The organism is Brevundimonas diminuta, assembly GCF_039673845.1.
GTDB lineage: Bacteria > Pseudomonadota > Alphaproteobacteria > Caulobacterales > Caulobacteraceae > Brevundimonas > Brevundimonas diminuta_E.
Window position 1 is genome coordinate 58,179 of record NZ_JBDJMK010000003.1, and the last position, 13,422, is coordinate 71,600.

At 68.8% G+C, this 13,422-nt stretch carries 9 protein-coding genes; 7 read left to right on the plus strand and 2 right to left on the minus strand.

Features of this window, described 5'->3' with window-relative positions; all coding sequences use genetic code 11:
* Positions 1–87: 87 nt before the first annotated feature.
* The 6 genes from ABE454_RS03780 (at position 88) to ABE454_RS03805 (ending at position 9,714) form a co-directional block, all read left to right on the plus strand.
* Positions 88–2,250 (plus strand): prolyl oligopeptidase family serine peptidase, encoded by a 2,163-nt coding sequence (locus tag ABE454_RS03780; protein WP_346529237.1) that lies wholly within the window; start codon positions 88–90, stop codon positions 2,248–2,250.
* 180 nt (positions 2,251–2,430) lie between these two features.
* Positions 2,431–4,593, plus strand: a complete 2,163-nt coding sequence (locus ABE454_RS03785) for a prolyl oligopeptidase family serine peptidase (RefSeq protein WP_430825684.1) — start codon at positions 2,431–2,433, stop codon at positions 4,591–4,593.
* A gap of 115 nt (positions 4,594–4,708) precedes the next feature.
* On the plus strand, positions 4,709–5,494 hold the full coding sequence (locus tag ABE454_RS03790; protein WP_346529241.1) for a DUF1223 domain-containing protein: 786 nt from the start codon (positions 4,709–4,711) through the stop codon (positions 5,492–5,494).
* 72 nt (positions 5,495–5,566) lie between these two features.
* Positions 5,567–7,546 (plus strand): potassium transporter Kup, encoded by a 1,980-nt coding sequence (locus ABE454_RS03795; protein WP_346529242.1) that lies wholly within the window; start codon positions 5,567–5,569, stop codon positions 7,544–7,546.
* Entirely contained in the window at positions 7,543–8,940 is a 1,398-nt protein-coding gene (locus ABE454_RS03800) for an RsmB/NOP family class I SAM-dependent RNA methyltransferase (RefSeq protein WP_346529245.1), read from the plus strand. Before ABE454_RS03795 ends, ABE454_RS03800 begins: the two co-directional genes overlap by 4 nt.
* Before the next feature lie 6 nt (positions 8,941–8,946).
* The gene (locus tag ABE454_RS03805) at positions 8,947–9,714 is read left to right on the plus strand and encodes a class I SAM-dependent methyltransferase (RefSeq protein ID WP_346529248.1); all 768 of its coding nucleotides are present in this window, start codon (positions 8,947–8,949) and stop codon (positions 9,712–9,714) included.
* Here the strand turns inward: ABE454_RS03805 and ABE454_RS03810 are convergent.
* Together ABE454_RS03810 and ABE454_RS03815 are read right to left on the minus strand one after the other, a co-directional pair.
* On the minus strand, positions 9,711–10,499 hold the full coding sequence (locus tag ABE454_RS03810; RefSeq protein WP_346529249.1) for an ABC transporter ATP-binding protein: 789 nt from the start codon (positions 10,497–10,499) through the stop codon (positions 9,711–9,713). The genes ABE454_RS03805 and ABE454_RS03810 overlap by 4 nt on opposite strands.
* A complete protein-coding gene (locus tag ABE454_RS03815; protein WP_346529704.1) occupies positions 10,492–10,896 on the minus strand; it encodes a metallopeptidase family protein in 405 nt (134 codons plus the stop codon). The genes ABE454_RS03810 and ABE454_RS03815 overlap by 8 nt, the downstream gene beginning before the upstream one ends.
* Before the next feature lie 163 nt (positions 10,897–11,059).
* Between ABE454_RS03815 and ABE454_RS03820 the strand changes: the two genes are divergently transcribed.
* Positions 11,060–13,384 carry an ATP-binding protein gene (locus tag ABE454_RS03820; protein ID WP_346529251.1) on the plus strand — a complete coding sequence of 775 codons (2,325 nt, stop codon included), beginning with the start codon at positions 11,060–11,062 and terminating at the stop codon, positions 13,382–13,384.
* The last annotated feature ends 38 nt before the right edge of the window (positions 13,385–13,422 follow it).

Here is a 13,422-nt window from a genome sequence, read left to right on the forward strand (position 1 = left end):
CACAGCCGTAAGATTGCGGACGCTTGCCCCCTTGCGGCGCGACGGTCAGGGTGACGGCCAAGATTCATAGCCCACCCGAGGGACCTGATGATCATTCGCACTGTGGCGTCCATCGCCGTTCTTTCCCTTGCCGCCGGAGCCGCCCCCTTCGCCATGGCCCAGACGCCCTCCCCTGCCGCCGCAACGACCGGCGGTTTCGCGACCAGCGACGCGACCGATCCCTATCTGTGGCTAGAAGAGGTCGAAGGCGAACGCGCCATGGACTGGGTCAAGGCCCACAACGAAACCTCTCTGGGCGTGCTGCAGGGCGATCCGCGCTATGAAACCCTGCATCAGCAGGCGCTGGATCTGGTGCAGTCGCGCGACCGCATCCCTTCGCCCGGCTTCACCCACGACGGCTATGTGGACAACTTCTGGCAGGACGCGGACCATGTGCGCGGCATCTGGCGGCGCACGACGCTGGACAGCTATCGCACCGACGCGCCGCAGTGGGAGACGATCCTGGACTTCGACGCCCTGTCGGCGGCCGAGGGCGCCAACTGGGTCTATAAGGGCGCGACCTGCCTGGCGCCGGACGAGCGCTACTGCCTGATCTCTCTGTCGGACGGCGGCAAGGATGCGGTGACGATCCGCGAGTTCGACACGGTGACGAAGACCTTCGTCGCCGACGGCTTCAACCTGCCGGAATCCAAGGGCGGCGTGACGTGGATCGACCACTCCACGGTGCTGGTCTCGCGCGACTTCGGCGAAGGCTCGCTGACGAACTCGGGCTATCCGCGCACGGTTCGCCTGATGAAACGCGGGCCGTCAGCCGATCAGGCCGAGGTCTTTGCGGGCGAGAAGACGGATGTCTCCGTATCCAGCTACACCCTGCGCGACGCCGACGGCGCATTGCAGGCCGTGCTGCTGAACCGGGGGATCAACTTCTACGAAAGCGAGACCTGGCTGCTGGATGATCACGGCCGGACCAGGAAGCTGGAGCTGCCGCTCAAGTCCAGCATCAACGCCCTGGTCGCTGGCCAGCTGGTGGTGACGACGGATCAGGACTGGACCGCGCCCTCGGGCCAGGAATTCAGGACCGGCGATGTCATCGCCTGGCCGCTTCAGGCCTGGCTGGCCGATCCGAAGACGCCCGCGCGTCTGGTCATCCGTCCCGGCGAGCGCGAGGCGGTCGAGGGGCTCAACGCCACCCGCAACAAGCTGGTCGTGGCCCTTTACGAGAACGTGCGCGGCTCGGTCTATGTCTATGACCCGGCCGACTGGAGCCGCACCCGTCTGGACCTGCCGCAGAACGTCTCCGTCGGCGTCGGCTCGGCTTCGGAACAGGACGACAAGGTCTTCGTCAGCGTCACCGGCTATCTGAATCCGTCCAGCCTCTATCTGGCCGATGCGGCGACCGGCGCGGTCGCGCTGACCAAGGCCCTGCCGGACAAGTTCGACGCCAGTGGGATGCGCGTTGACCAGTTTGAGGCCCGCAGCGCTGACGGGACGATGATCCCCTATTTCGTCGTCCATAAGGACGCCATGGCGATGGACGGCTCGAACCCGACGGTGCTCTATGGCTACGGCGGCTTCCAGTCGTCGCTGCTGCCCGGCTATTCGCCGACGGTGGGCAAGCTGTGGCTGGAGCGGGGCGGCGTCTATGTCATCGCCAATACGCGCGGCGGCGGCGAGTTCGGTCCCAAATGGCACCAGGCTGCCCAGCAGCAGAACCGCCAGCGCGCTCATGAAGACTTTCAGGCCGTGGCCCAGGATCTGATCGCGCGCAACATTACCAGCCAGCCGCACCTCGGGATCATGGGCGGCTCGCAGGGCGGGTTGTTCATGGGGGCCATGCTGACCCAGCGCCCCGACCTGATCAATGCGGCGGTCATTCAGGTGCCCCTGTTCGACATGCTGCGCTTCCACAAGCTGCTGGCGGGCGCCTCATGGATGGGCGAATACGGCGACCCGGACATCCCCGAACAGCGCGCCTGGATCGAGGCGTACTCGCCCTATCAGCGGCTGGCGGCGGGCCAGCCCTATCCGGAAGTCTTCATCCACACCTCGACCAAGGATGACCGCGTCCATCCCGGTCATGCCCGCAAGGCGGCGGCGAGACTGGAAGAACTGGGCTATCCCGTGCTCTTCTATGAAAACACCGACGGCGGCCACGCGGCCGGCGCCAACCTGCGCGAGACGGCCCGCCGCATTGCGCTGGAATACACCTATCTGACGCGGCGGCTGATGGATCAGCCCTCGCAGCGGTAAAACCACACCGCTCATCCCTGCGGAGGCGGGGATCCAGGTTCGAGCCCTGCGCTCGACCTTGGCCGTGAGCGAAACTTTGGCGACGGCTGCTGAGGCCAAAGCACTGGGTCCCCGCCTCCGCGGGGATGAGCGGAGAAGATTGTGAAAAACCTGTTCCTGTCCGTCGCCTTGCCGACCCTGATGCTGGCCGCCGCGCCCGCCATGGCCGAAGGCGCCGTGTCCGATCCTGCCGCCGCCTCGGCGACGACCCCGCCGCCGCACTTCCCGCGCGACCTGTCGCCTGAGGGGGTCCGGGCCGCTGACGACCATCTGGCGCTGGAAGAGGTCGACGGCGCCGAGGCCCGCGCCTTCGTCGCCGCCGAGAATGAAAAGTCGCTGGCCGCCCTGACCGGCGACCGCCGCTATGAGCCCTTCCGCCAGCAGGCCGAGGCCATTCTGACCGCGACCGACCGCATCCCCGGCGTCAGCTTCCTGGGCGAGGGTCTGGGCAATTTCTGGCAGGACGCCGCCAATCCCAAGGGCGTCTGGCGCCGCACCACGCTGGACAGCTATCGCACCGCCCAGCCGCAGTGGGAGATGCTGCTGGACATCGACGCCCTGGCCAAGGCCGAGGGCAAGGACTGGGTGTTCAAGGGCGCCAACTGCCTGGCGCCGGACGAGACGCGCTGCCTGATCAACCTGTCCAACGGCGGCATGGACGCCGTGACGGTGCGTGAGTTCGACCTGACGACCAAGCGGTTTGTCGATGGCGGCTTCGTCATCCCCGAGGGCAAGCACCGCCTGTCGTGGCTGGACCGCGACACCCTGCTGATCGCCACCGACTTCGGCCCCGGCAGCCTGACGGAGTCGGGCTATCCCTTCATCATCAAATCCCTGAAACGCGGCCAGTCCCTGTCGCAGGCGACCGAGGTCTATCGCGGCCAGCAGGGCGACGGCGGCTATGGCGTCAGTCCCCGCGTCTTCCGCGACGGCGCGGGCAAGGTCGAGGCGGTGCTGTTCAGCCGTCCGCTGGATACCTTCCGCTCGGAAATCTGGGCGCCGGGTTCCGACGGCAAGCCCTATCAGCTGTCCCTGCCCGAACGCGTGGGCGTTCAGGGCGTGCTGGGCGGCAAGCTGGTCTTCTCGCCCGAACAGGCGTGGAGCTTCGATGGTCAGGACTATGCCGCCGGTTCGCTTCTGGCCCTGCCGATGGGGGTTCTGGGCCAGCCGCGTCAGCACATCCGTATCAGCCGTGAAGCCGCCACGGTCTTCGCCCCCGGCGCGCGTCAGTCCCTGCAGGATGTCCGGGTGTTCGAGGACAGCATCGTCGCCGTCATCGCCGACAACGTCGTCGGCACGCTGAAGCGCTTCACCCCGGGCGCCGGGGGCTGGACCGCGACCGACATCGCCGTGCCGGCCAACAGCGCCGTGGGGCTGGGCGACAGCGCCCGGGGCAAGGGGCAGGTCTTCGTCTCGACGCAGGGCTTCCTGACGCCGCCGACGCTCAGCCTGGCCGATGTCTCAAGCGGCGCCCTGACAGAACTGAAGTCGGCCCCGGCCAAGTTCGACGCCTCGACCCATGTGGTCGAGCAGTTCGAGGCGACCTCGACCGACGGGACCAAGATCCCTTACTTCGTCACCCGGCCCAAGAATCTGGCGATGGACGGGACCGGGCCCACCATCATGTTCGGCTATGGCGGCTTCCAGGCCAGCTTCCCGCCTGCCTACAAGCCCGAGATGGGCAAGCTGTGGCTCGAGAACGGCGGCGTCTTCGTTCAGGCCAACATCCGCGGCGGCGGCGAGTTCGGGCCGCAATGGCACCAGGCGGCCCTGCGCGAAAACCGCCAGCGCGCCTTTGACGACTTCGCCGCCGTGGCCCGCGATCTGGAGCAGCGCCGCATCACCAGCCCGCGTCATCTGGGCATCTATGGCCGCTCCAACGGCGGGGTGCTGACCAGCGTCTCGATCACCCAGAACCCGCAGCTGTTCAATGCGGCGGTCATAGAAAGCCCGCTGATCGACATGATGCGCTATCAGGAACTGCCGGCTGGCGCGTCGTGGATGGGCGAATACGGCGATCCGCGCATTCCGGCCGACGCCGCCTTCATCTCGCGCTATTCGGCCTATCAGCAGCTGCGGCCCGAGGTGAAATATCCGCGCGTCTACATCACGACCAATACGCGCGACGACCGGGTCCACCCCGGCCACGCCCGCAAGTTCGCGGCGCGTCTGGGCGATCAGGGCCATGACCACCTCTATTATGAGGACACGGCGGGCGGCCACTCCAACGACGCCGATCCGGTCGCCAACGCCCGGCGCTGGGCCCGCCACTATGTCTATCTGGCCCAGCAGTTGATGGATTAAAGGGCTTTATTAGTGCGCTAACGGCCTTCGGCCTGCTTGAGCGCGAAGGCGTGTGACGTCGCTCACGCATTTATGAGCGGCGCCGTCGGCCCGAAGGGATAGGATCGCGGCCATCATGGCGCGGGGCTGGATCAGATACGGGATGATGGCGGCGGTCGTCGCGGGCGTAGGCCTGACGACGGCGGCCGCCGCTATTGCGCCTTCGGCCGCGCGCGGCGCGCGGGACCGGGATGCGCCGCTTCCGGCGCCGGGCCAGCCGGTGGTGGTCGAACTGTTCACCGCACAGGGCTGCTCCGGCTGTCCCGAGGCCAACCGCACCGTCGGCACGGTGGCGACCCAGCCGGGGGTCATCGTCCTGACCTATGGCGTTGATTACTGGGACTATCTGGGCTGGCCCGACACCTTCGCCCGGCCCGAGTTCGCCGAGCGCCAGCGCGCCTATCGTCAGGCGCTGAAGCTGCGCAACGTCTCGACCCCGCAGGTGGTCATCGACGGGCGGCGTCAGGTGTCTGGCGCCCGCCCCCCCGAACTGAAGGCCGCGGTTGAGGCCGAGGCCCGTGATCGCGGCTGGCCGCCCGAGATCGAGTTCCGCGAAACCGGCGATCGCGTCGGCGTCGGCTCGGGCCGTCCGCCGCCCGGCGGGGCCGAGGTGGTGGCGGTGCTGTATCGCTCCGGCCTGCAGACGGTCGAGATCAAGGGCGGCGACAATCGCGGTCAGGCCGTGCCCCACGTCAATGTGGTGCGCGAAGTGCGCCGTCTGGGCGACTGGACGGGCCGCCCCGTGCTGCTTTCCCTGCCCGCCGATACGGATGAGGCCGACAGCATGGTGGTGCTTCTTCAGGCCAAGGACGACCGCCGCATCCTGTCCTCGGCCGCGCGCCCGGAACCGTCGCGCGATTGAACCGCTGATGGAAAGGGTCTAAAGCCCCGCCGCTCTTGATGGGCGCGTCGTCGCGCGACCCGGAGGATATGCATGGTCGGGGATACGCCCCGCGGGGACGCTCCCACGTCGCCCGCTTCTGCTTCCGAACCCGCGAACGCCAAGACTCCGCCTCCCGGAGACGCAGGCGACGGTCAGGGCCGTAAATCCGGCAAGACCGGCGGGCGCGCCCTGATCCTGGGCGCCATCGGCGTCGTGTTCGGCGACATCGGCACTAGCCCCATCTACGCCCTGCGCGAAGCCATCGGCCACGCCCAGAAGGGCGTCGAGGGCGATCTGGCCGTCATCGGCGTGGTGTCTCTGGCCTTCTGGGCGCTGATGGTGGTGGTGACGTTCAAATACGTCATGTTCCTGATGCGCGCCGACAACAAGGGCGAGGGCGGCACCCTGTCGCTGATGGCGCTGGCCCAGCATGCCATCGGACGGCGCAGCGCCTGGCTGTTCGTTCTGGGCGTCTGCGGCGCGGCCCTGTTCTACAGCGACGGCGTCATCACGCCTGCCATCTCCGTGCTGTCGGCCATAGAGGGCCTGCAGGAGGCGCCGGGTCTGAACGGACGCCTCGATCCCTTCATCGTGCCGCTGGCGGCGGGCATTCTGATCGCCCTGTTCATGGTCCAGTCGCGCGGCACGGCCGGGCTGGCCAAATTCTTCGGCCCCGTCACCCTGATCTGGTTCCTGTCGCTGGGCCTGATGGGCGTGGCGCACATCTTCGACGACCTGTCGATCCTGAAGGCCCTGTCGCCCTATTACGGCATCAAGCTGCTGATCGCCGACGGCTTCCTGGGCTTCGTCATTCTAGGCAGCGTCTTCCTGGCTGTCACCGGCGCCGAGGCGCTGTATGCGGACATGGGCCATTTCGGCAAGTCGCCGATCCGTCGCGGCTGGCTGTTCATCGTCCTGCCCTGTCTGACGCTGAACTATCTGGGGCAGGGCGCCTTCCTGCTGTCGCACCCCGGCGCGGCCAACAACCCCTTCTGGAACATGGTGCCGCAGCTGGTCTACTGGCCCATGCTGCTGCTGGCGACCGCGGCCACGGTGATCGCCAGTCAAGCGGTCATCACCGGCGCCTTCTCGGTGACGCAACAGGCGGTTCAGCTGGGCCTCTTGCCGCGTCTGGACATCCGCAACACCTCAGAGACGCAGGCGGGCCAGATCTTCGTGCCCGCGATCAACAGCTTGCTGATGGTCGGGGTGCTGTTCGTGCTCGTCACCTTCCAGTCGTCGCACAATCTGACGGCGGCCTATGGGGTGGCGGTGACCGGCACCATGATGGTCAACACCCTGATGTCCTTCACCGTGGTCCGGCACAAGTGGAAGTGGCCGATGTGGGCCGTGCTGCTGACGCTGGTGCCGTTCGGCTTCATCGACGCGGTCTTCCTGACCTCGAACCTGCTGAAGATCCCGGCCGGGGCGTGGATGCCGCTGGTGCTAGGCGGCGGTCTGGTCATGCTGATGTGGACCTGGGTGCGCGGCACGCAGATACTGACCGACAAGACGCGCAAGGACAGCCTGCCGCTGACCGATCTGATCGAGATGCTGCGCGCCCGTCCGCCGCACCGGGCGCCGGGCACGGCCATCTTCCTGACTTCGGACGCCGATGTCGCGCCGGTGGCCCTGATGCACAACCTCAAGCACAACAAGGTGCTGCACGAGAAGAACATCATCCTGACCGTGCATACGTCCGACCGGCCGCGCGTGCCGGATCTGCAAAGGGTGGCGGTCGAGCCGATCAGCGACGATTTCAAGCGCCTGACCCTGACCTTCGGCTATATGGAGACGCCGAACGTGCCGCGTGCGCTCGGCCTGTGCCGCAAGCAGGGGCTGAAGTTCGACATCATGTCGACCAGCTTCTTCCTGGGGCGCCGCTCCGTCGTTCCCACCGCCCGCCAGGGCATGCCTCTTTGGCAGGACAAGCTGTTTATCTTCCTGATGCGTAACGCCGCCAACCCGACCGACTTCTTCCGCATTCCGCCCGGCCGCGTGGTCGAACTCGGCACCCAGGTGTCGGTGTGAGCGGGGGCGCGCCCAAGGGCAAAAGCTCCGCCGCGCGCGGCCGTCGCATCGCCGAAAAGGCGCGCGGCCCGCGTCGCGAACCGGCGCAGCATCCGGACGCGAACGATCCCCACGCCGACATCGGCGTTGAGGCGCGTCTGGTCGCCGGCGTCCTGCTGAACGCCGCGCTGGAAAAGCGCACCGGTCTGGACGAGGCCCTGTCGCAGTCGCCCGCGCGCGATCTGCCGCCGCAGGACCGGGCCTTCGCCCGCGCTGTGGCCATGGCGGCCCTGCGACGTCTGGGCGAGATCGATCAGATCCTCGATCGCCGCCTGCAGAAGGCCCCGCCGCTGGCGGTGCTGACCATACTGCGCGTCGCGCTGGCCCAGACGCTGGTGCTGGATACGCCCGCCTTCGCGGCGGTGTCGACAGCGGTCAAACTGGCCGAGCGCGATCCCAAGACCCGCCCCTACAAGAATCTGGTCAACGCCGTTCTGCGCGGCGTCGGCCGCGACGGCCCCGGCCTGACGACCGCTGAATCCAACCTGCCCGACTGGCTGGCCCAGCGCTGGAAGGCGACCTATGGCGAAGCGGCCCTGATCGGTCTGGCCCTGGCCACGCGCGAGGAACCCGCCACCGACCTGACGGCCAAGCCCGGCGTCGACCCGGCCGAACTGGCGGCGGCGGTCGAGGGCGAGGCCCTGCCCGGCGGCACGATCCGCACCGGCAAGCGCGGCGACGTCGCCGCATGGCCCGGCTTCGAGACCGGCGACTGGTGGGTGCAGGACGCAGCCGCCGCCGTCCCCGCCCGCCTGCTGGCGGTGAAGGCAGGCGAGACGGCGCTGGACCTGTGCGCCGCGCCGGGCGGCAAGACGCTGCAACTGGCCGCCGCCGGAGCCGAAGTTGTCGCGCTGGACCGTTCGGAGGCGCGTCTGAAGCGCCTGCGCCAGAATTTCGAGCGCATGGCCCTCAAGGCTGAGGTCGTCGCCATTCCGGCCGAAGACTGGGAAGATGACCGCACCTTCGACGCCGTCCTGCTGGATGCGCCCTGCACGGCCACCGGCACCTATCGCCGAAACCCCGAAGTCTTGCGCGCCACCCGCCCCGCCGATGTGGCCAAACTGGCCGACGTCCAGCACCGCCTGCTGGACGCCGCCGCCGAAAAGGTGAAGCCGGGCGGTCGTCTGGTCTATTGCGTCTGCTCGCTGGAGCGCGAAGAGGGTGAGACGCAGGTGATCGCCTTCCTGCGCCGCAACCCGGCCTTCCGCACCGTCGCGGCTTTTCCCGCCGAAGTCGGCGCGCCGGACGAGGCCCTGACGCCTGAAGGCTGGCTTCGCATCCTGCCCTCGCAATGGGCGGAACGGGGTGGTCTGGACGGCTTCTTCGCCGCCAAGCTGGAGCGGATCGCGGACTGAAGGCCGATGACGGACGCGCTGAGTAATCGCTACGCCGGTCTGGCCGCGCGGGTCTATGAACTGGACAAGCCGGTCGGGCGCTCTTTCGGCGATGTGGAGTTCTACGCCGCGCGGCTGAAAGGATGCGACGGTCCCGTGCTGGAGCCCGCCGTCGGCTCCGGCCGCGTGCTGGTTCCTCTGCTGGAGGCCGGGTTTGAGGTCGTCGGCTTCGACGCCTCCGAAGCCATGCTGGACCTGTGCCGGGCGGCGTGCGCCCGGCGCGACCTGACGGCGGATCTGTCCGTCGCGCGTTTTGACGACTTCGCCTATGCGACGCGGTTCGCCGCCGCCATCGTGCCCGCCGGATCGTTCCAGCTGATCGCCACGGCGCAGGAGGGTCTGGCCGTGCTGCGGCGCCTTCACGATCATCTGGCGCCGGGCGGGCGTCTGATCCTCGACCTTGATCCGGTCAGCGCCGTTCTGGCGCCGCCCGGGCCGACCCGACGCTGGACCGACGCGGACGGCGAGGTGCTGACCCTGACCGAAGAACGGGTCGATTCCGACCTGCTGAACCAGAGCGTCGTGTCGCATCTGCGCTATGATCAGTGGACGGACGGTCGACTGACGGCGTCGGAGTTGGAGCTGTTCGCCCTGCGTTGGTGGGGCGTGGAGGAGATGCGGCTGGCCCTGACGGCGGCCGGTTTCGCCGACATCACCGTTTCAGGCGGTTATGAACACGGACGCCCGCCGCGCCGCGATGACGAGGTCATCACCTTCGAGGCGACACGCCTCTAATCCAGCCGGGCGCTGCGCCAGCCGTCGCGCCCCTCATCCACGCGGATGGGCAGGCCGAACAGATCGGTCAGGGCGTCGTCGGTCAGCATGTCCGCCTTGGCGCCGTCGCGGGCGACGCGGCCGTCCTTCATCATGATGACGCGGCCGATCTCGGGCAGGATTTCCTCGATGTGATGGGTCACAAGGATCAGGGTGGCTCCGCCCTGCGCCAGCGGGCGAAGGCTGTCGAGGAACAGACGGCGCGTCGCCGGGTCCAGCCCGCCGCACGGCTCGTCCAGCAGGATGGCGTCCGGCCGGTGGGCCAGGGCGCGGGCGATCAGCACCCTGCGCGCCTCGCCCGAGGACAGGGTGGCCATCGACCGGCCGACCAGATGCTCGACCCCCATGCGATGCAGGGCCTCGGCAGCGGCGTCGCGCATGGCGGGCTGGACGGTTTCGCGCCGCCAGATCCCGCGTGAGGCGAAGAAGCCCGAAACGACCGCGTCCATCACCTCCAGCGCATCCTCGCCGGTCAGGTCCGACTGGGCGGCGGGCGAGACGAAGCCGAGGCGGCGGCGCAGGGAAAAGACGTCCCACGGGCTCTGGCCGAACACCTCGACCCGCGCGCCATGCACCGGATAGAGCTGATGCAGGATCAGCTTGACCAGCGTCGACTTGCCCGAGCCGTTGCGGCCCAGGATCGCCGTGTGTTCGCCCGCCGCGATGGCCAGGCTGACATCATCCAGAATGCGCCGGTCGCCGCGCACGACGCTGGCGTTTTCGATCCGCAGCAGGGGCTCAGTCATCATCGTCCTCGATGGCGTGGATCTGGTCGTCGTCCAGCCCCAGATGATGGCCGATCTCATGGATCAGCACATGGGCGATGATCTCGGCCAGACCGACATCGCCGCGCTCGCACCACTCGTCCAGAATGGGGCGGCGGTAGAGGAAGACGCGTGACGGTTCCGGCGCAGGACCCATGCCGTCCCGCTCGCCGATATGAACGCCGGAATAGAGGCCGGTCAGCTCGAACGGGTCTTCGATTTCCAGATCGCGCAGGGTTTCTTCATCGGCGAAGTCGTCGATGCGGATGACGACATCCCCCGCCGCCTGACGGAACAGCTCGGGCAGGGCGGCGAAGGCCTCTTCCGCCAGACGGGCGAAGTCGTCCAGCGAGGGGGCGGTCTGGTCGGTCCAGGTCATGCTCATGGCGCCGGTATCGCCTGCCCGGCGCCCGGTCGCAATCGGCGGTATGGCCGCGCGTAGATGAGCCGCATCGCAATTCGCCCAATCAGAGTATGGTAAACGCCGAATCGGCCTGCCTCAGACAGGCGGCCGGACATGGATCAGAACTTCTGGGGAAGGCATGGCCGAGGCGGATCTCGCGGCCGACATCGCCTTTGCGGCCACAGCGGGCGCGGCGGGACTGGCGCTGGCGGTCAGCGTCTGGGCCTGGCGTCTGCGCGCCCGCCTGGTCGCGCGTGAGACTGAAGCGACGGATCGCCTGAACTACGTCCTGACGCAGGCCGAGGCCGGCGCCACGGCCCTGATGGCCTTTGACGACGTGCGGCTGGCGCTGACTGCCGACGGCGGGATCGAGGCGGTGTTCGGCGCGCCGGACATGCTGGCCGCCCTGTCGCCGGACGGGAATGCGGATGACGCCGCCGCGGCCGTTCTGGCGGTGCTGAACCAGTCGCACACCGGGCGCATGGAGGCCCTGCTCGACGCGGGCGAGGCGTTCGAGACCCTGCTGGAGACGGCCGACGGCGCCTGGGCCGTCGAGGGGCGTCCGCATGGCGGCGGCGCATGGCTGCGACTGTCGCGTCTGGGCGGGCCGGACAAGGGCGGCGAGGCCGGGCCCGGCGCCCTGGCGGAACAGTCCCCGGCTCCGACATGGGTGGTCGATGGCGCAGGGCGCCTGATCTGGGCCAACAGCGCCTGGCTGCTGGAAACCGGCGCCGAGACGCTGGACGAGGCGCGAGGCAAGGCCCTCAGCTTCGACCGGGGCGCCGACGCCGTGGTGGCTGAGGCCCTGCGCCTGAACGCGCGTCAGGAAGGCTTCCGGTGGACCACGGCGGGCGGGCGGCGCCGCGCGTGGAAAATTCTGGCCGAGCCGCTGGCGGGCGGGCGCGGCGCCGTCATCGCCTTCGCCATCGAAATGACCGAGGCCGAAGAGACGCGCGACACCCTGCGCCGTCACGTCGAGGCCCATGACGAGACGCTGAACCATCTGGCCGACGCCGTGGCCATCTTCGGCCCGTCCAAGCGGCTGGCCTTCCACAACACCGCCTTCCAGTCGCTGTTCGGGGTCGACCCGGCCTGGCTGGACGAGCGCCCGACCCACGCCGAATTGCTGGACCGGCTGCGCCAGAAGCGCCTCCTGCCCGAGGTCGTCGACTATGCGGCGTGGAAGGCCGAGGAGCTGGACTTCTACGGCGCCGCCCAGGCCTCGCCGGACGACAGCTGGTCCCTGCCTGACGGGCGGACGCTGCGGGTGGTGCGCCAGCCGCACCCGCTGGGCGGCATCCTGCTGATCTTCTCGGACATCACCGGCGAACTGCAGCTGCGCAGCCGCTACAACGCCCAGATTCAGGTCCAGCGCGCGACGCTGGACAAGCTGAACGACGCCGTGGCCGTGTTCGGCTCGGACGGACGGCTGCGGCTGCACAATGAGGCTTTTGAAAGCTTCTGGAACGTCGCTGGCGAGCGGCTGATGGAGGCGGGCGATTTCGACGCCGTGGCCGCCCTGTGCCGCCCGGTCCTGCCCGACGCCGCCCTGTGGCTGGGGCTGAAGGCGCGGGTGGCCGACCCCGATCCCGAAAGCCGCGTGGCCATCTCCGGCGAGGGCCGCACCGAGGACGGCCGCATCGCCGCCTGGCAGACGCGCCCCCTGCCCGACGGCGCCACCCTGGTCGCCTTCTTCGACGTGACGGCCCGCCGCGAACTGGAACAGGCCCTGGCCGCCAAGGAGGCCGCCCTGGCCGAGAGCCAGGCCCTGAAGCGCGAGTTCGTCGGCAGCGTCTCCTATGAACTGCGCACGCCGTTGACGACCATCGTCGGCTATTCGGAACTGCTGGAGGCGATGGGCGATCTGCCCGAGCGCAGCCGCCAGCACGCGGGCGCCATCCGCGTGGCGGCCAGCCATCTGGCCCGCTCCATCGACGACGTGCTGGACATGGCCCAGATCGACGCGGGCGAGATGGAGCTGTCGCTGGGCGACGTGCGGGTCTGCGACCTGCTGGACGAGGCGGCGGAAAAGATCAGGGCCAAGGTCGAGGGGCGCGGCGCCACCCTGCATCTGGCCTGCCCGGCGGGTTTGAAGCCGATCCGCGCCGACGCCCGCCGCATCGCCCAGGCGGTCGATCACCTGTTGGAGAACGCCTGCCGCGCCGTGTCAGAAGGCGGCGCCGTCAGCCTGACCGCCGAGACCGGGCCGGGCGAGGTGCGCATCCGCGTTGAGGACACCGGCCGGGGCATCCCCTATCACCTGCAGGCCCACGTCTTCGATCGCTTCGTGCGGCGCGAGCGCGGCGGGCCGGGCGTGGCGCTGGCGCTGGTCAAGGCGCTGGTCGAACTGCATGGCGGCTGGGCCGAGGTTCAGTCCGAGCCCGGCAAGGGCGCAGCCTTCATCCTGCACCTGCCGATCGAGGCCGAGGCGCCGACCGCCGCGCCGGAACTGCTGCTGGGCTGATCCCGACGCTTAGGTCGTGCTAGAAGGCGGTTCCAGCC